Source organism: Enterobacter sp. E12 (assembly GCF_014596715.2).
GTDB lineage: Bacteria > Pseudomonadota > Gammaproteobacteria > Enterobacterales > Enterobacteriaceae > Enterobacter > Enterobacter bugandensis.
Genome location: NZ_CP115601.1, coordinates 4,527,783 through 4,545,865, shown reverse-complemented (window position 1 = coordinate 4,545,865; position 18,083 = coordinate 4,527,783). Strand labels below are relative to the sequence as shown.

Annotated in this window: 14 protein-coding genes; 4 read left to right on the top strand and 10 right to left on the bottom strand. The window is 55.0% G+C overall.

Going from position 1 to position 18,083, the window contains the following annotated elements:
- Positions 1–24: 24 nt before the first annotated feature.
- The 3 genes from IB212_RS21805 to IB212_RS21795 form a co-directional block, all read right to left on the bottom strand.
- A complete protein-coding gene (locus IB212_RS21805; protein ID WP_041911860.1) occupies positions 25–1,674 on the bottom strand; it encodes an alpha,alpha-trehalase in 1,650 nt (549 codons plus the stop codon).
- 183 nt (positions 1,675–1,857) lie between these two features.
- On the bottom strand, positions 1,858–3,210 hold the full coding sequence (gene gorA / locus IB212_RS21800; RefSeq protein ID WP_041911861.1) for a glutathione-disulfide reductase: 1,353 nt from the start codon (positions 3,208–3,210) through the stop codon (positions 1,858–1,860).
- Positions 3,211–3,281: 71 nt separating this feature from the next.
- Positions 3,282–4,124 (bottom strand): 23S rRNA (adenine(2030)-N(6))-methyltransferase RlmJ, encoded by an 843-nt coding sequence (locus tag IB212_RS21795; protein WP_041911862.1) that lies wholly within the window; start codon positions 4,122–4,124, stop codon positions 3,282–3,284.
- A gap of 179 nt (positions 4,125–4,303) precedes the next feature.
- Between IB212_RS21795 and prlC the strand changes: the two genes are divergently transcribed.
- Positions 4,304–6,346: an oligopeptidase A gene (prlC, locus tag IB212_RS21790; protein WP_041911863.1), complete on the top strand. Its 2,043-nt coding sequence runs from the start codon at positions 4,304–4,306 to the stop codon at positions 6,344–6,346.
- A 7-nt stretch (positions 6,347–6,353) separates the two neighbouring features.
- Positions 6,354–7,106 carry a 16S rRNA (guanine(1516)-N(2))-methyltransferase RsmJ gene (gene rsmJ, locus IB212_RS21785; protein ID WP_041911864.1) on the top strand — a complete coding sequence of 251 codons (753 nt, stop codon included), beginning with the start codon at positions 6,354–6,356 and terminating at the stop codon, positions 7,104–7,106.
- A 60-nt stretch (positions 7,107–7,166) separates the two neighbouring features.
- On the opposite strand, the gene uspA is transcribed toward rsmJ, so the two are convergent.
- Complete coding sequence (gene uspA, locus IB212_RS21780; RefSeq protein ID WP_003861223.1) at positions 7,167–7,604, bottom strand: universal stress protein UspA; 438 nt, start codon at positions 7,602–7,604, stop codon at positions 7,167–7,169.
- A gap of 283 nt (positions 7,605–7,887) precedes the next feature.
- Between uspA and uspB the strand changes: the two genes are divergently transcribed.
- Positions 7,888–8,223: a universal stress protein UspB gene (uspB, locus tag IB212_RS21775; protein ID WP_003861224.1), complete on the top strand. Its 336-nt coding sequence runs from the start codon at positions 7,888–7,890 to the stop codon at positions 8,221–8,223.
- 43 nt (positions 8,224–8,266) lie between these two features.
- Here the strand turns inward: uspB and IB212_RS21770 are convergent, their stop codons facing one another.
- Both IB212_RS21770 and pitA read right to left on the bottom strand, forming a co-directional pair.
- Positions 8,267–8,674 (bottom strand): hypothetical protein, encoded by a 408-nt coding sequence (locus IB212_RS21770; protein ID WP_041911865.1) that lies wholly within the window; start codon positions 8,672–8,674, stop codon positions 8,267–8,269.
- Positions 8,675–8,852: 178 nt separating this feature from the next.
- Positions 8,853–10,352, bottom strand: coding sequence for an inorganic phosphate transporter PitA (gene pitA, locus IB212_RS21765; protein ID WP_028014734.1), 1,500 nt, complete (start codon positions 10,350–10,352; stop codon positions 8,853–8,855).
- Between the two features lie 228 nt (positions 10,353–10,580).
- Between pitA and IB212_RS21760 the strand changes: the two genes are divergently transcribed.
- Positions 10,581–11,777, top strand: coding sequence for an NAD(P)/FAD-dependent oxidoreductase (locus IB212_RS21760; RefSeq protein ID WP_041912099.1), 1,197 nt, complete (start codon positions 10,581–10,583; stop codon positions 11,775–11,777).
- Positions 11,778–11,830: 53 nt separating this feature from the next.
- Here the strand turns inward: IB212_RS21760 and IB212_RS21755 are convergent, their stop codons facing one another.
- The 4 genes from IB212_RS21755 to IB212_RS21740 all read right to left on the bottom strand — a co-directional run bounded on the left by IB212_RS21755 (position 11,831) and on the right by IB212_RS21740 (position 18,045).
- Positions 11,831–13,654 (bottom strand): integrin alpha, encoded by a 1,824-nt coding sequence (locus IB212_RS21755; protein ID WP_041911866.1) that lies wholly within the window; start codon positions 13,652–13,654, stop codon positions 11,831–11,833.
- 107 nt (positions 13,655–13,761) lie between these two features.
- Positions 13,762–14,805 (bottom strand): fimbrial protein, encoded by a 1,044-nt coding sequence (locus IB212_RS21750; protein ID WP_041911867.1) that lies wholly within the window; start codon positions 14,803–14,805, stop codon positions 13,762–13,764.
- An 11-nt stretch (positions 14,806–14,816) separates the two neighbouring features.
- Entirely contained in the window at positions 14,817–17,324 is a 2,508-nt protein-coding gene (locus IB212_RS21745; RefSeq protein WP_041911868.1) for a fimbria/pilus outer membrane usher protein, read from the bottom strand.
- 37 nt (positions 17,325–17,361) lie between these two features.
- Positions 17,362–18,045 (bottom strand): molecular chaperone, encoded by a 684-nt coding sequence (locus IB212_RS21740; RefSeq protein ID WP_041911869.1) that lies wholly within the window; start codon positions 18,043–18,045, stop codon positions 17,362–17,364.
- Between the last annotated feature and the right edge of the window lie 38 nt (positions 18,046–18,083).

Sequence of the window (18,083 nt, the reverse complement as noted above, 5' to 3'; positions counted from 1 at the left end):
GAGAGGGGCCAGATCGCACCTCTCTCAAGGCTCCCCATACAACCCAATCAACCGTCGCACCACGCCGTTCGTCCAGCCGAAGCCATCCTGTAGCGGATACTCCCCGCCGCCCCCTTCGCGCGGCGTGCTGCTGGCGATGTGATACTTCTCAATCAGCTTGTGGTGCGTCTTGTAGAAGTGGTTCACCGTATGCAGCCAGCTCCAGGCGATTTCATCCCCCAGCGGGTCGTTGCCGTACTGCTTGAACCCCTGGATCGCCATCCACTGCAGCGGCGCCCAGCCATTGGGTTTATCCCACTGCTCGCCGGTTTCGTACTCGGTTGCCAGAATCCCACCCGGCGTCAGCAGACGCGCTTTTACCGCGTCAGATAAACGTTCTGCCTGCTCGTGCGTCGCCATTCCAACATACAGCGGCACAATGCTGGCGGCAGAAAACAGCGCCATCTGCTCGCGTCGCCAGTCGTAATCGCGGTAACAGCCACTCTCCTCGTCCCACAGATAGCGGTTCACCGCCGCGCGGCGATCGGTGGCCTTCTGGCGGAACAGCTCGGCCGTCTCTTTATCCCCTTTCGACGCCGAGATATTGGCAATCGCGCTCTCCAGCTTAAACAGGAAGGCGTTCAAATCGATGGGGATAAATTGCGTCGTGCGAATGCTGGCGAGCCGCGCCGGATCGCGCAGCCAGCGGGAGGAGTAGTCCCAGCCAGACGCTGCTCCCGCACGCAGATCGCGATAGACCTCATTCGGCGGACGGCCCGAGTGGCGGGCGGTTTCCACGTCTTCAATCCACGATTCGTCGCGCGGGGTGTCACGGTCGTCCCAGTAGCGGTTGAGCAATGAACCGTCCGGCATGCGCACCGCGCTGCGGTATGCCTGATTAAGCAGTAGCGACTCCGCGCCGTCCATCCAGAAGGCGTGCTCCATTTTGAGATGGTCGAGGTAACGCTTCGCGCCGCGCACGCCGTCCTCTTCAAACAGCTCCACCATCAGGGCAAAGACCGGCGGCTGCGAGCGGCTGAGATAATAGGTGCGGTTGCCGTTAGGGATATGGCCGTAGCGTTCGATCAGCCATGCGAAGTTATCCGCCATGCACTTCAGCAGATCGTTACGGCCGCTCTCCGCCAGCCCCAGCATGGAGAAGTACGAATCCCAGTAGTAGGTCTCGCTGAATCGCCCGCCGGGCACGATATAGGCCTGCGGCAGCGCCAGCAGGGACGACCAGGGAATATGGTCCTGCGGTTCGCGCGTCAGGACGGGCCACAGGCTATCAATGTGCTCTTTCAGCGACAGGCCGGGGTCGGAGACATACTCCGTGCTGGAGGTTTCAGGCAGCCAGAAGTGGTTCTCAACGAACTGGCGCAGGTCGAAATCCCGGTGCCGTCTGACCTTACGGTAGCGGATCAGAATATCCAGCGGATCCATCTTCGGCGCGCAGTCGGGGAAGGTTTTGCTGTCCGCAAACAGCCGCGTCGACTGTACGTGCTCGAACAGTTCGAGGTAGCGATCGGCGGGCGTCAGGGCATCGGAGGCGGGTAGCCCCTCGATCATTTCGGGTTCCGGCTCCGCCTCAATCATCTCATCCAGTTTTAACTCGCAGGGATCGGTCTCGTAGCGCAGCTCTTCTGCAATCTCGAGTTCGATGTTCTCGGTAGCCTGTAGTTTCTGGTTGAACATGGTGATAGGGACCTCCGGTTGTGTGTTCTGAAGACAGGTTTCTCCGGGCGTCCTATAAGCGTAGACATTCGCTTCGGTAGATGTGGAGGGATATGTGCGGTAGATCACTCTTTTCGGAGCATTCGTTTTGCAACGATTTATGTATGTGAATAAAAAAAGCCCCTCCGGAGAGGGGCTTCTGCATTATCGCATGGTGACAAACTCTTCCGCCGCCGTAGGGTGGATCGCCACGGTGTTGTCGAAGTCTTTCTTGGTCGCACCCATCTTCAGCGCCACCGCAAAGCCCTGCAGGATCTCATCCATGCCGAAGCCAATGCCGTGGATACCGACAATCTTCTCTTCTGGGCCCACGCAGACCAGCTTCATGCGGCACGGCTGACGGTGAGAGGTGACGGCGGTATACATCGCGGTGAACGCGGATTTATACACTTTCACCTGGTCGTCGCCGTACTGCTCGCGCGCCTGCGGCTCGGTTAAGCCGACGGTGCCGATTGGCGGGTGGCTAAAGACCACGGTCGGGATATTGCTGTAGTCCAGATGCTCGTCCGGCTTGTTGTTGAACAGACGCTCGGAGAGACGACGGCCCGCCGCAACGGCCACCGGCGTCAGTTCAACCGCACCGGTGTTATCACCGACGGCGTAAATGCCCGGTACGCTGGTGTTCTGGAACTTATCGACGACGATGTAGCCTTTTTCGTCGGTTTTCACGCCGGTCACCGCCAGGTTAAAGCTGTCGTTCGCCGGTTCACGGCCAATCGCCCAGATCAGGCAATCAACGGTCTGGCTGCGGCCATCTTCCAGCTCAAGGGTCAGGCTGCCGTCCGCGTTTTTAACGACCGCTTTAGGCACGGCGTTGGTGTGCAGGGTTGGGCCTTCGGTGTTCATCACTTCAACCAGCGTATCGACGATCAGCGGGTCAAAGCTGCGCAGCGGTGCGTGTTTACGCACGAACAGGTGCGCTTCTGCACCCAGTCCGTTAATCACGCCAGCCAGCTCAACCGCGATGTAGCCCGCGCCCACCACGGCAACGCGCTCAGGCAAGGCAGGCAGCTCGAAGAAGCCGTCGGAGTCGATACCGTATTCCGCGCCCGGAATATTCGGATGGCTCGGACGGCCGCCGGTGGCGATCAGGATATGATCGGCGGTGATCGTCTCGCCGTTCACTTCGATCGTTTTCGCGTCCACAAAGCGGGCGAAGCCGTGAATCACGTCGACGTTATTTTTGCCCAGCACGTTGTCGTACGAGGTGTGAATGCGGTCGATGTAGGCGGTACGGCTGGCGATCAGCTTGTCCCAGTCGAAATTGTTGATGGTGGTGTCAAAGCCGTAGTCCGGACCGTACATATGGATCGCTTCACGAATTTGCGCCGCGTGCCACATCACCTTTTTCGGTACACAACCCACGTTCACGCAGGTGCCGCCCAGCGCTTTGGCTTCAATCAGCGCACATTTCTGGCCGTACATGGCCGCGCGGTTGATGGAGGCGATGCCGCCGCTGCCGCCGCCGATTGCGATGTAGTCATAATGCTTAGTCATAGCTTTTGTCCTTAATCGTGAATTGCCGCGATTGTATACCTGAAATCAATAGTTTCCACCGATGGCTGCAATTACTCCGGCACGATCCAGCTGACGGTGGCGTGGCCCGTTCCGGCTGGCACCAGCGTTTTGTGCAGCCACGGCAGCACGTTGTTCATCTGCGCTTCCAGCTTCCACGGCGGGTTAATGACGATCATGCCGGAAGCGGTCATGCCGCGCTGGTCGCTGTCCGGGCGTACCGCCAGCTCAATCTGCAGGATTTTACGAATGCCGGTCGCCTCAAGGTCTTTGATCATGCGCTTAATCTGCGCGCGCAGCACCACCGGGTACCACAGGGCATAGGTTCCGGTCGCAAAACGTTTGTAGCCTTCGTTGATGCCGGTCACCACCGCCTGATAGTCGGTTTTGATTTCGTACGGTGGGTCGATCAGCACCAGGCCGCGACGGGAAACCGGCGGCAGCTTGGCTTTCAGCTGCTGGTAGCCGTCGGCTTTGTCGACGCGGGCGCGGTTATCTTTCTGAAACTCAGAACGCAGCAGCGGGAAGTCGCTCGGGTGCAGTTCGGTCAGCTGGAGGCTGTCCTGCTCGCGCAGCAGCTGGCGGGCAATCAGCGGTGAGCCAGGGTAGTAGCGCAGCTGGCCGTTGCGGTTGAAGTGATTCACCACGCCAATGTAAGGCTCCAGCTCGGCGGGCAGGTCGTCCTGCTGCCAGATGCGGGCGATGCCCTCAAGGTATTCGCCGGTACGCTCGGCATGCTCGCCGCTCAGCTGATAACGGCCCGCGCCCGCATGGGTGTCCAGATAGAGAAACGGCTTCTCTTTCTCTTTAAGCGATTCAATGATCAGGCTCTGAACGGTGTGTTTGAGGACGTCGGCATGGTTGCCAGCGTGGAAGCTGTGGCGATAACTGAGCATGGGTAATGGTATTCCGCTGAATTGACGATTTGCCACAGTTTACAGCAGAACGGCACAGATTACCCGCAGGCCCGGTAAGCGCAGCTATTGAAATCCTCTACACTTAACCCCATTACTGAAAACAATATGCACAGCGCCGGATGCGCGCTTCATTCACCTATTTCAACAGGACAGCGTTTATGACCAATCCATTACTGACGCCTTTTTCGTTGCCACCGTTTTCTAAAATCCTCCCTGAGCATGTGGTTCCAGCCGTTACCCAGTCGCTGGACAACTGCCGCGCGGCGGTAGAAAGCGTGGTTGCGCAGGGCGCGCCGTACACCTGGGAGAATCTGTGTCAGCCGCTGGCCGAAGTGGACGACGTGCTGGGGCGTATCTTCTCTCCGATAAGCCACCTGAACTCGGTGAAAAACAGCCCGGAACTGCGTGAAGCCTACGAACAAACCCTGCCGCTGCTCTCTGAGTACAGCACCTGGGTCGGCCAGCACGAAGGGCTGTACAAAGCCTACCGCGACCTGCGCGACGGCGACCATTATGCCGAACTGAACACGGCGCAGAAAAAATCGGTCGATAACGCCCTGCGTGATTTCGAACTGTCCGGTATCGGTCTGCCAAAAGAGAAGCAGGTTCGCTACGGTGAAATCGCTGCGCGCCTGTCCGAGCTGGGCAACCAGTACAGCAACAACGTCCTTGACGCCACCATGGGCTGGACGAAGCTGATTACCAACGAAGCAGAGCTGGCGGGTATGCCGGAAAGCGCCCTGGCGGCGGCGAAAGCCCAGGCCGAAGCGAAAGAGCAGGAAGGCTTCCTGTTAACGCTGGATATCCCGAGCTATCTGCCGGTGATGACCTACTGCGACAACCAGGCCCTGCGTGAAGAGATGTACCGCGCCTACAGCACCCGCGCCTCCGATCAGGGGCCGAACGCGGGCAAATGGGATAACAGCCCGGTGATGGCGGAGATCCTCGCCCTGCGTCACGAGCTGGCTCAGCTGCTGGGCTTCGACAGCTACGCGGATAAATCCCTCGCCACCAAAATGGCCGAGAACCCGCAGCAGGTGCTCGACTTCCTGACCGATCTGGCCAAACGTGCTCGTCCTCAGGGTGAGAAAGAGCTGGCCCAGCTGCGCGCCTTTGCGAAAGCGGAGTTTGGCGTGGACGAGCTGCAGCCGTGGGATATCGCGTACTACAGCGAAAAACAGAAGCAGCACCTCTACAGCATCAGCGACGAGCAGCTGCGCCCGTACTTCCCGGAAAACAAAGCCGTCAACGGCCTGTTTGAAGTGGTGAAACGCATTTACGGCATTACCGCTAAAGAGCGTACTGATATTGACGTCTGGCATCCGGACGTACGCTTCTTCGAACTGTATGACGAGAAAAACGAACTGCGCGGCAGCTTCTATCTGGATCTTTACGCGCGTGAGAACAAGCGCGGCGGGGCGTGGATGGACGACTGCGTGGGCCAGATGCGTAAAGCAGACGGTTCCCTGCAAAAACCGGTCGCCTATCTGACCTGTAACTTCAACCGTCCGGTAAGCGGCAAACCTGCGCTGTTCACCCACGACGAAGTTATTACCCTGTTCCACGAGTTCGGTCATGGCCTGCACCACATGCTGACCCGCATCGAAACCGCCGGCGTCGCCGGTATCAGCGGGGTGCCATGGGATGCGGTCGAGCTGCCAAGCCAGTTTATGGAAAACTGGTGCTGGGAGCCGGACGCGCTGGCGTTTATCTCCGGCCACTATGAGACCGGCGAACCGCTGCCCAAAGAGCTGCTGGATAAAATGCTGGCGGCGAAAAACTACCAGGCGGCGATGTTTATCCTGCGTCAGCTGGAGTTCGGCCTGTTCGATTTCCGCCTGCACGCCGAGTTCAGCCCGGAGCAGGGGGCGAAAATCCTCGAAACGCTGGCCGAGATTAAAAAGCAGGTTGCCGTTATTCCAGGGCCTACCTGGGGCCGCTTCCCGCACGCGTTCAGCCACATTTTCGCGGGCGGCTACGCGGCGGGCTATTACAGCTACCTGTGGGCCGACGTGCTGGCGGCGGATGCCTTCTCTCGCTTCGAGGAAGAGGGGATCTTCAACCGCGAAACCGGCCAGTCGTTCCTTGACAACATCCTGACCCGCGGCGGGTCTGAAGAGCCAATGGTGCTGTTCAAACGCTTCCGTGGCCGCGAGCCGCAGCTGGATGCGATGCTTGAGCATTACGGGATCAAAGGCTGATTGTTACGTGAAGATCTGCTTAGTGGATGAAACGGGCGCCGGAGACGGCGCCTTATCTGTTCTGGCGGCCCGCTGGGGGCTGGAGCACGATGAAGAGAACCTGATGGCGCTGGTAATGACGTCAGCACATCTCGAATTACGCAAGCGCGATGAACCGAAGCTCGGCGGGATTTTTGTCGACTTCGTTGGCGGCGCGATGGCGCACCGGCGTAAGTTCGGCGGCGGTCGCGGCGAAGCGGTGGCCAAAGCGGTCGGCATTAAGGGGAGCTATCTGCCGGACGTGGTGGACGCCACGGCGGGGCTGGGACGCGATGCGTTTGTGCTGGCGTCGGTGGGCTGTCATGTGCGGATGCTGGAGCGTAATCCGGTTGTCGCCGCGCTGCTCGACGACGGGCTGACGCGAGGCTATGCGGACCCGGAAATCGGCCCGTGGCTGCAGGAGCGATTGCAGCTTATCCACGCGTCAAGCCTGACGGCGCTGACGGACATCACCCCGCGTCCGCAGGTGGTCTACCTCGACCCGATGTTCCCGCATAAGCAGAAAAGCGCGCTGGTGAAGAAAGAGATGCGGGTATTTCAGTCGCTGGTGGGGCCGGATTTAGACGCAGATGGCCTGCTGCAGCCTGCTCGTCAGCTCGCGACGAAGCGGGTGGTGGTGAAGCGTCCGGATTACGCGCCGCCGCTGGCGGACGTTGCTACGACCAACGCGGTGACCACGAAAGGGCATCGGTTTGATATTTATTCGGGTACGCCAGAATAAAAAAAGCCGGGTGGCGGCTTCGCCTTACCCGGCCTACATTCAGTGCCGCTTTTTTTGCACTTACTCGTCTTCTTCGTCGCGCAGCGGAACAATCAGCATGTCCACGTGAACGGTGTTAATCAGCTGGCGTGCTGAAGACATCAGCTTGCTCCAGAAGTCCTGATGGTGACCGCATACCACCAGATCCATATCGTATTTCTTAATCGCATCAACCAGCACCTGACCCAGGTCGCCGCTGCCGCTCAGGGTTTCGGTGATCGGATAGCCCGCGTTGGTGGAGAGCTCGCTCAGCGCGTGATGCGTTTCTTCAGAGATGCGTTTCTGCATATCGCCCAGATTGACGTCGATCAGACCGGTGTAGAGGTCGGAGTAATTCACATCAACGTGAATCAGGGAGACTTTCGCGTTGTAGGGACGTGCCATAGATACCGCTTTATCAACCAGCACTTTGCTCTCCGGGGAGAGATCTACCGCGATAAGAATGTGTTTGTAAGCCATAGTGTTACTCCTTCCTTAAGTTATCGATGACTAAATGGGAAAGCCGTCGTCTGATGCTTTCATTACGGCCCAGTTAAACATATTTTTCAAGCTTTGGTGTTGATAACGATTAACCTTGTGGCAAAAAAATTAACGGATCTCCTACACTATTTAATGAGCCGTTCGGATATTAAAACGCGAACCGGATCGACTTTTAGTCATTCTTTCACTGAACTGTCTGTCAGGGCATTGGGGTGCGGTAGCTCAGGAGCCTTGCTTCGTGGGCGGACGCCGGGGAGGATGTATGATTAGCACCGTCGCATTGTTTTGGGCGTTATGCGTAGTTTGCATAGTGAATATGGCGCGCTACTTCTCATCGTTACGTGCGCTGTTAGTGGTACTTCGTGGTTGCGATCCGTTGCTGTATCAGTATGTGGACGGTGGAGGGTTCTTCACCTCGCATGGACAGCCCAGCAAGCAGATGCGTCTGGTGGGGTATATCTATTACCAGCGCTACCGAGATCATCACGATGAAGAGTTTATCCGTCGCTGCGAGCGTCTGCGTCGTCAGTTCATTTTGACCAGCGCCCTGTGTGGGCTGGTCGTGGTCAGTATGATTGCGTTGATGATTTGGCACTGAGTACCACAACAGGCGGGGATAACCCCGCCTGCTTTCCTCTGGTTCAGGGCTTCACTGAGAACCGCAGATTGGAGATATTGGTCTCAATCGAAATAACCTTCCCGCTATAGGCGATATTAACGTGTCCGTTTGTATCAATGCTGGCCGCAGTGATTGTACCCGTACCTTCAATGACAGGATGCTTCATTGCCAACTGATGGATAATGTCGGTGTCTTTCCCTGTTATCTTTTCCGAGAGATAGTAACGGTAGATTGTGGGTACGGTGGCGCCACCCTGATTGTTCACGGTCATATAGAGCCAGACGCTGTCAGATAATTTATAAACGCGTTGAAGTTTATCGCCCTCTTGCTGGTTGGGCTGGTGGTTGAGCCACACAAATCCAATGACCAGAGCCAGAAGCGAAACAGTAACAAGGCGATGCATCCATTTAGTAGCCGTTTTGAATGGCATAGTCTTTTCCGTCATGGGGGGAACTGAGAACATTCGCGGGGATAATAGTTATTTGTGCAGAAAAAATCTGAACAGATAATGTTCAGATTTTCCTATTCACAGCAATGGATTAAGTAACACAACAGCCATAAAAAAAGCGGGTCAGTTTCCTGACCCGCTTTTTGTCGCCTTCAGCCAATTAAATCAGCTTCAGCGAAATCCAGTACAACCCGCCTGACAGCAGGATAGAAGCCGGAAGCGTAAACACCCAGGCCATCAGAATGTTGGTCACGGTTTTGCGCTGCAGACCGCCGCCGTCAACAATCATGGTACCTGCCACGGACGAGGAGAGTACGTGGGTGGTGGATACCGGCATACCGGTGTAGCTCGCCAGACCGATAGACACTGCCGCCGTCATCTGCGCGGACATACCCTGCGCATAGGTCATGCCTTTCTTACCGATCTTCTCGCCGATGGTGGTCGCCACACGACGCCAGCCAATCATCGTACCGATACCCAGCGCCAGCGCGACGGCCATGATGATCCAGATTGGCGCATACTCAATGGTATTGAGCATATCGCTTTTCAGTTTCTTCAGCAGACGCTTGTCGTCACCATTCACCTCTGGCAGCTTCGCGACTTTATCGGTCACGTCGGAGATACAGAGCATGATACGACGCAGCTGACCACGCTGTTCAACGGCCAGTTTATCGTAGCTTTCGATGTTGCCCAGCATACCTTTGGCACGTTCCAGCGCGTTAATCGCGTTAGCCGGATGGCAGTGGAATTCGCCAGGCGCGGTGGTGGCACCGGCTTCCGGAGAAGGGATCAGCTGGTCAACGCCGGTCGCTTTTTTCAACAGCTCAGGGTGCTGCTGGAAATAGGTTTCAACGTTGTTGACCGCATCACGGGTACGGGTGATTTCGTAACCCGAGGCGTTCATATTCACCACGAAGCCCGCCGGTGCGACACCGATCAGAACCAGCATCACCAGACCAATGCCTTTCTGCCCGTCGTTCGCGCCATGAGAGAAGGCCACGCCGATAGCGGAAATGATCAGGGCGATACGCGTCCAGAATGGCGGCTTTTTCTTGCCGTCTTTCTTCTCACGCTCTGCTGGCGTCAGGTGGATACGCGCACGTTTCTTCGTGTTGCTCCAGTAGCGACGCAGGATGAAAATCAATCCACCCGCAACCACCAGACCCACGATAGGGGAGACGATGAGAGAAGCGAAAATGCCCAGTACTTTAGGCAGATTCAGCGCATCAACAACCGATGTCCCGGTCATCAGGGCGTTGGTTAACCCGATACCGATAATCGCACCGATGAGAGTGTGAGAGCTGGATGCAGGCAGGCCAAAATACCAGGTACCGAGGTTCCAGATAATGGCAGCAAGCAGCATTGAGAACACCATGGCGAGGCCATGACCGGAACTCACGTTAAGCAGCAGATCCGTTGGCAGCATATGCACAATCGCATACGCAACGCTCAGTCCGCCCAGGAGGACACCAAAAAAGTTAAATACCGCCGCCATAACAACCGCAAGCTGCGATCGCATTGCGCGAGTGTAGATAACCGTTGCTACTGCGTTTGCAGTGTCGTGGAAGCCGTTGATCGCTTCGTAAAACAGTACAAAAACCAGAGCAAGCAATAGTAAAAGCCCGGTATGTAAATCCAGGCCGGCAAACAAATGTAGCATAGGACGTTACGCCATTTTGAGGACATGAACGCGGCGCATTATCCAGGACAAATGCGCAACGGGCAAAGTGAAATATAGACTTTTTTTGACATACCACCTGATTTGGGAAAAGTGCCTGAAAGGATAATCGTTAAATTTCAATGGAATGGCTTTGTAATATCTTTTTACGCTGGTGTGACCACAGAGGAAACTTTACAATCCGCGGCAGTTAACGAAGAGGGTTTTGACGTGGAAAGGTTTGATGCCGTGGTTATTGGCGCCGGTGCGGCGGGTATGTTTTGTGCGGCGATGGCCGGACAGGCGGGTCGTCGCGTGCTGTTGCTGGACAACGGGAAAAAGCCTGGCCGCAAGATCCTGATGTCAGGCGGCGGGCGCTGCAACTTCACCAATCTTTATGTCGAACCCGCGGCCTATTTGAGCCAGAACCGTCATTTTTGTAAATCTGCGCTGGCGCGTTACACCCAGTGGGACTTTATCGACCTGGTGGGTAAGCATGGCATCGCGTGGCATGAAAAGACGCTCGGGCAACTCTTCTGCGACGACTCCGCGCAGCAGATTGTCGATATGCTGGTGGCCGAGTGCGAGAAGGGCGGCGTGGTCATGCGCCTGCGCACTGAAGTGCTGGAGGTGGCCCGCGACGAGCAGGGCTACACGCTGCTGCTGAACGGTGAAACCGTCAGCGCCGATAATCTGGTGATCGCCAGCGGCGGTCTGTCGATGCCGGGGCTGGGCGCGTCACCGTTCGGCTACAAGATTGCCGAGCAGTTTGGCCTGAAGGTGCTGCCAACCCGCGCCGGGCTGGTGCCGTTCACGCTGCATAAGCCGCTGCTGGAGCAGCTTCAGACGCTGTCCGGCGTCTCTGTTCCCTCCGTTATTACTGCCGAAGACGGGACGGTATTCCGCGAAAACCTGCTCTTTACCCACCGCGGTCTCTCCGGCCCGGCGGTCCTGCAAATCTCCAGCTACTGGCAGCCGGGGGAATTTGTCTCGGTGAATCTGCTGCCGGACAGCGATCTGAACGCGTTCCTCAACGAACAGCGTACCGCGCACCCGAATCAGAGCCTGAAAAATACCCTGGCGATGCAGCTGCCGAAGCGTCTGGTGGAGTGTTTGCAGGGGCTGGGGCAAATCCCGGATGTGTCGCTCAAGCAGCTTAACAGCCGCGAGCAGGAGACGTTGGTGGATACGCTAACGAACTGGCGCGTTCAGCCAAACGGCACCGAGGGGTATCGCACGGCGGAAGTGACGCTGGGCGGCGTTGATACGAATGAGCTTTCTTCACGCACGATGGAAGCGCGCAACGTGCCGGGGCTCTACTTTATTGGCGAAGTAATGGACGTAACCGGCTGGCTCGGCGGATATAATTTCCAGTGGGCGTGGTCGAGCGCCTGGGCGTGCGCGCAGGCGCTGCAAGGTGCGCAATAAATTGCCGGGGAGTCTCCTCCCCGGCGGTGATGCCCATTCAGATGATGTAAGCATTAATCCGGTATGGCGTAATCCGCAATGCGGAAGGTGACCTTGCCCGTCCAGGTGTTATCACGGTAAGAACCAATGGCGAGACTGTCCTGAGTGAAGCCATTGAAGCTCCCGGCCGCAATGGAGGCGCCGAATTTTTCATACTGATTTTTACCCCAGTAGACTTTCGCAACGCCTTCTCTCACCAGCGTATTAATATTGATCATGCCTTCTTCATCGTCAGCGTAGTCATCCAGGCTTTTACCGCCGTTGATGACGTACACGGCGCCCACCTGCGTGCCGCTGCCGTTCACCGCATTCGGATCGCCGATCACCAGGTCTTTTTTACCGTCGCCGTTCAAGTCCACATTACCGAGAATGCTGTTCCCGAACCCTGCCAGCTTGCTGCCAGGCCTGTCGGCGTAAATAGCATAGCCATCATGTACGCTAAATGTTTTGTTGTAGTTCAGTCGGGTGTGCGCCGCATCGAGGAACAGAGACGATGGCAGCTTACTGCCGTCGGCCTTACCTTTAATAATCCAGACCAGCCCGGAACGTTTTTTATCAATACCCATGTCGGCAGGGGCGCTAATCGCAAAAGCGTTAGCGTGAGCATTCAGGAAGTTACCTAATGGCGTAATGGTGCCGTTATTGGGCTTATCCTGCGTATAGGCGCTATGATCGTTACTTCCTTCACCTCCGCCGGACTGACCACCCAGGAAAGCCGCCCCCATACCGTGAATGCGGGTTGCCTGCGTCGAGTTTAGCGAGGCGATGTCGAGATTCCCCTGGTTGAAGCTGCTGCCGTAGACGAGATAGGCCGTGCCGCGTCCATCAGTGCCGCTGTTCTCTGATTTACGGCCTTCATTGACCGATTCCGGGTCGACGATCAGGTAATCACTGAAGCCGTCGCCGTTAATATCCCCGACATCGCTGATCTGCTGCCCAAGGTTGTAGTTAAGGGGTTTATCCGGACCGTTGGTGGCGGTCATCTGCGGACGAATATAGGCACCGGTCGCGGCAGGGATCTCCCAGTCGCCCAGGTTGTTGCGCTTAATATCAATGTTCTGCCATTGATCGCCTGGCTTCTGAGCGCCGTAGATAATGACGGCGCCGCCGCGTCCGCCCGTACCTTCGATATCGCCGATAGCAAGATCGACCATCTTGTTAGCCACTGCAGAATTTTTATATTTAATTGGGCCTACCGCGGCGCCAAACCAGCCGCCGGTATTCGCATTGCCTGAAGAATTCACCGTACGGATGCGAATACCCAGGCGAGCGTCGCCGTTGTCGATATCATTGAGGTCAATCTGATTAGAAAGACGCGCGCCGGTACGGTGATGCGGTCCGCCCCAGATAATATAGACCTGATCATGCCAGTGGGAGGCGATGACTAAATCATCATATCCATCGCCGTTAATATCACCTATTTTACGTACCGCGACGCCCATCCATTTTGTCGTCACTGAGCCAGGCTTATTCGCTTTATTGCTGTGGATAATTTTAAGCGCGTTTTGCGGATCGAATTCACCTACGTTATTGACTTGCTGCATGGGTTTCCCACCGGAAGTCCCGAAAATGACGTACGCGATCCCTTTTGCGCCATCCCCCCAGGGAGCCGTAATGACAATATCTTCACCCGCGATATGCGAACCATTGTCCTTATCGGAAAACTTACCGATCGTGGTCATCGTCATACCGAAATAGTCTTTTTGTTTTTCACCCTTAATAGATACAGGGACAGAATAAGGCTCGATATCGCTGGCGATAACCTGTGATGCCGTGATGCCAGTACCTGATAAAGCTGCAACGCAAAGCGCTACACGCGTTTTCGTTTTGAGTTTCATAGTATATATCCTTATACAAATCCATTTTTCATACCCGGCAACTCATTTGTATAGCGCTATGTGTTGCCGGGAAATAAGAGGTTTCTACGCTGTATTAAGTTTTTTCTTTATTTAAACTCGAAATCCAGCGTGGATGTGGCTTCAAATTTTCCCGGTTGTGGAGACTTTTCTCCTTGTTGGACAGGTGTTGCTATAATAGTGACATTCCCCTCCTGCGTTGGTACGGCCGAACTGCTGCCATCAATTTTATTCCCGTTGTGTTCAAGTTTTATCCCTAAATCATTGCGCTCACCTTCATCATTATGGGTCTTGATAAAACCAGAGCCATTAAAATCGGACGCGCGGAACTTAATACTCACCTTGCTTTCATCTTCAGGGTTTTTGCAAGTCACACGAATATCCACGTTTTTTTGCTTACTGGTGGCCTCGGGCTTAAATTCATTCGCGGTAATACTACCAAACGGAACCTTGATGGTTTGCCCGTCATTAATCATGCATTGTGGTGGAATATCAATTGACAGTTGGAAATTAAGTGTGACAAAAGGTCTGGAGGTGTCATAACTCCCCGTCTGTTTTTTAGCAAAAATGGTCACTAATTCCTGCATAGGAATATCAATGCGGCCTGAAGGAAGCGGTTTAGTTAATTCCAGAGAGACAGTCCCGCTGGAGCCGGTTGCGAACAGAGTATGGTCGTTTTTATCATCACAGTTATTTGTCGCAGGACGTCCATTATCAACACCGGCGGTATTACTCAAATCAACCGGGATATACCGCAATTCATCCTCGCCACCAAGAACGACATTTATACCGATATTAATACCTTTTTCCGCATCCAGAGGATAATAGATAAAGTCTGCGTTACGTTTGCCGCCTCCTGTACCCAGTTTCGCACTGGTAAATCGAAATAAGATACTTTCTGGCACGCTGGAGTCCTGACAGAGGCAGATACCATTAAAATTACCTTTATTATTCCATGTGGATTGGGTTGTGCCGGGTACGTCGTCAGCAGTAAGGTTTTCGATAATATCAAACTTGTGCGCCTGGCCAGATACGGTTGATGTCGGCCAGCAGCTTCCTACAACATCAGCATAAGCTGGCGCGCCCATCAATCCCCCTGCTGCCAGGCATGCGAGTAACGTTAATTTTTTCATTTTTAATTCCTTTATTTATTAACGGATGATTTGCAGGTCTGGGTTAACTGCACAATTCCGCTAATCGTGGGTTCCTGGCCAGAAAGCTGATAGTGAACCTGGCAACGCTGATCGGGTTTCTTACCCCAGCTCACGTCTAACGTCCCTTTTTCTGCCATCCCGGTGAGGAATACGCTGCCTTCATCACCCACAATGCTTGTGGTGGTATTCTGAGAAACAATGGCACCGAACGGAACGGGTTTGCCCTGCGCATCTTTCAGCGTCATCATCAGGCGTTTACCCACCGCCGTGGTGAAACGTGCCCGAACGATAGCCCCCCGGGTGGGAACGACTTTATGGCTGTTACTTTCCAGCTCGACATCGTCAGGTAATGTATCGGGACGCAGCTGGATATTGCTCTCCTGATAAGGTGTCAGGTAAGGCACCACCGCATAGCCCCAGGGGTCGGTGCGCACGCCAGTGTGGTTACGGACGCTGACACCTGCGGCATCCGGCGCTTCAACCAGAGCGACCGTTTCACCCAGCGACTGCGCCAGCGTGACGCCATGAGGATGAACCAGCACGCCCCCGCGCAGGCTGTAATTCAGCCGCTGCGCGTCCCGACTATAGCCATACCCGGCGCCAACCTGCGCATAGCGTCCGTTATAGCTAAGCGAGGCATCGCTGCTGTTTGCCTGGCTCCCTGGGTTGATATTCTGCTGTACGCTCCAGTTCAGGTTATTGTCCTCAAGGGCGCTGCCGCTCAGGGAAACACTGTGGCCTGGCGAGCGTTTTTCCGCCGCAGAGAAGGTGTAACCGGCACGTGTGGAGCGGAGCCATTTGTCCAGAGGGACGCTCACGCTCAGGCTGAACAGATTGTCCTGGTTATAGAGACGCTGGTTATCCTCTTTTGTCACGTTCAGATAGTGGTTGTAATTCAGGCTATAGCTGATCCCGTTCCAGCTGTTGCCATAGCCCAGCGTGGCGGAGGTCGTGCGTTTTTGGCTCGTGTGGTAGTCCTCGCTGACCAGCATGGCGGAGAGATAGCCGAGGTTTTCTCCCAGGTTTTGGTTTAGCGTCAGTTCTGTACGGCTACGGCGTCGATCCAGGCGCGAGGGTTGCGAGTGATAGCTGCTCAGGGTTTCACCGAGCGTGTAGAAATCGGACGTCGAGTAGCGATAGCCCGCAATCGCAACGTTAGTGCCGGTAGACAGCAAATTTTTGTTATAGCGCAGGCGTAGCGACTGTCCCCGGTTTTTCTCTGCCTGTTTAGTGGTGGCCCAGGCCTGGGTAATATCAAATGACAGTGCGCCAAAATCGCCCATGTTTTTACCCATGCCAAAAAGCAGGGACTGATATTGACTGGCAGCCTGCATGCCTCCGTATATCGAGGTTTCCCACGGCAGACCGTAAATCAGGCTCCCTTGTGAAAACAGGGCATTCTCAGCATCGCTGCTGCTGGAACGATAGCTGCCGCTAATGACTTCATATTTGTATTGCCCTTCCCGCTGCATAACCGCTAACGACGCGTAAGGCACTAAAGAGACTTGTTCGCTGCCATCCGCCTCTTTCACCACAACTTTCAGCTCGCCGCTGCTGCCGAGGTAAAGATCGTTGATGACAAATTCACCAGGCGGGACATAGCTTTGATAAATGCTGTAGCCGTTCTGAAAAATAGTGATCTGGGCATTAGTACGAGCAATACCGCGGATCACCGGCGCATAGCCTCGCAGGCTGCCCGGAAGCATCTGTTCATCCGAGTAAAGCTGAACGCCGCGAAACGGGGTGCTATCAAAGACTTCTGCGGTAGAACTGTTATCCCCGACAATCAGCTGGCTATTCAGGGCGCTGATATCACGCTGCAGATAGGTATAAACCGATTCCCAGCGCCCAGCTTGCCCCTGGCTGTTACTCCAGGTCGAGAAATTGCGTAAACGCCAGGGCCCAACGTTCAGACCCGGACGCAGGCTGAGGTACTGGCTATCGGTTCCCGTCCCGTTGTGCGAGGTCCACGTGGCGCCGCTGTAGTTGTAGCTGAGCATCAGGCCCGGAATACCCTGTTCCCGACGCGCAGGATCGATGTAGCCGTGAGCGTGGCTGTCCAGGGCCGCCTGGGGAATGCTGAGCCTTAACGCCTGCTCGCTGAAGTCAAATTCGCTGCTTGCGAGAGGGATCGCCGACAGATTCGCGCAGCCCTGGGTATCGTCCCGGAGCAACGGGAATGCCGCCGTTTTAACACCAAACGACTGGAGCGTCTCCTCGCTGAGGCACGGTGCGAGGATATTTTTATGCTGCGCGTTCTCTTCGAGTCGAAACGTGATATCGCGCGTGTCGAACATTTTATTGTTAATAAACAGGTCAACACGATAAACGCCGGGTGTCTGGCTCTCTTTGTTCTCAAAGAGAGAAAGATCGACGGCGGTACGCGGCGCGCCACCCGTTTCCAGAAAGGCCGGGTCGAAGTAATCACTGGCGTATAATGCGCTGGGTAATATCCAGGCAAAGCAAAGCGCTGGACGAATGCCCCAAAATATAGTCATGAAAAAATACCCTTGTGAGGTTATTGTTTTAAAATCGTTATTCTATTTTTTGTGTGATTAACTGGCTGTTGCCGCCATAATCATTGATATATTTCCATTGCACGGTGGCATTGTTTTTCAAAAGCGTGTTCCTGAGCGTGAATGTTGTGCTGCTTTTAGGCGCGAGCATGTCAATCTCTGACCATGCTTTGTTATTGATCTTCACCTCCGCAAAGGAAATGTAATAAGACGAGTTGTTGCGTACAATGAGTTCGTTATTTTTAACAGACCATTGCACATTCTTACTAATATCCGTGGGTTCATCCATTAAATTTGACGGACGATAAAATAATTTGATCCGGGTATTTACCGCTATCTGCAGTTTATTAATATCCTCTCTGGAAGAGGAGGGGATCGATTTTACGTTGATCCAGAAAAGCGACTCGCGATCCTGCGGTAAAGGCGCGCCGTTATAGATAATACGTAGCGCGTTGGACTTACCTGCATCCATGCGAAAAAGCGGTGGCGTCACAATAAACGGGGCTTTGGTGCCCTGTGAATCTTTGCCCTGTACCCAGCTCTGTACCAGGAACGGGCTGGCAGTATTATTTCTGACTGTAATATTGCTCTCTTTCTTGTCCGCATGATATACCACTCGCGTATTGGATAAGGTCACACTGGCGTGTGACATACAAGAGCCAAAGAGCAGAGCCAGCAGCGTCAGATAGCGTTTCCTTAACATAAAACGTCCTTGCGTTCCGGGCTGTTATTCATTGCCCG

Bases quoted from the DNA above. Each gene is read 5' to 3' on its own strand.
- IB212_RS21805 (WP_041911860.1), bottom strand. From the start codon at position 1,674: ATGTTCAACCAGAAACTACAGGCTACCGAGAACATCGAACTCGAGATT.
- gorA (WP_041911861.1), bottom strand. From the start codon at position 3,210: ATGACTAAGCATTATGACTACATCGCAATCGGCGGCGGCAGCGGCGGC.
- IB212_RS21795 (WP_041911862.1), bottom strand. From the start codon at position 4,124: ATGCTCAGTTATCGCCACAGCTTCCACGCTGGCAACCATGCCGACGTC.
- prlC (WP_041911863.1), top strand. From the start codon at position 4,304: ATGACCAATCCATTACTGACGCCTTTTTCGTTGCCACCGTTTTCTAAA.
- uspA (WP_003861223.1), bottom strand. From the start codon at position 7,604: ATGGCTTACAAACACATTCTTATCGCGGTAGATCTCTCCCCGGAGAGC.
- uspB (WP_003861224.1), top strand. From the start codon at position 7,888: ATGATTAGCACCGTCGCATTGTTTTGGGCGTTATGCGTAGTTTGCATA.
- IB212_RS21770 (WP_041911865.1), bottom strand. From the start codon at position 8,674: ATGCCATTCAAAACGGCTACTAAATGGATGCATCGCCTTGTTACTGTT.
- pitA (WP_028014734.1), bottom strand. From the start codon at position 10,352: ATGCTACATTTGTTTGCCGGCCTGGATTTACATACCGGGCTTTTACTA.
- IB212_RS21755 (WP_041911866.1), bottom strand. From the start codon at position 13,654: ATGAAACTCAAAACGAAAACGCGTGTAGCGCTTTGCGTTGCAGCTTTA.
- IB212_RS21750 (WP_041911867.1), bottom strand. From the start codon at position 14,805: ATGAAAAAATTAACGTTACTCGCATGCCTGGCAGCAGGGGGATTGATG.
- IB212_RS21745 (WP_041911868.1), bottom strand. From the start codon at position 17,324: ATGACTATATTTTGGGGCATTCGTCCAGCGCTTTGCTTTGCCTGGATA.
- IB212_RS21740 (WP_041911869.1), bottom strand. From the start codon at position 18,045: ATGTTAAGGAAACGCTATCTGACGCTGCTGGCTCTGCTCTTTGGCTCT.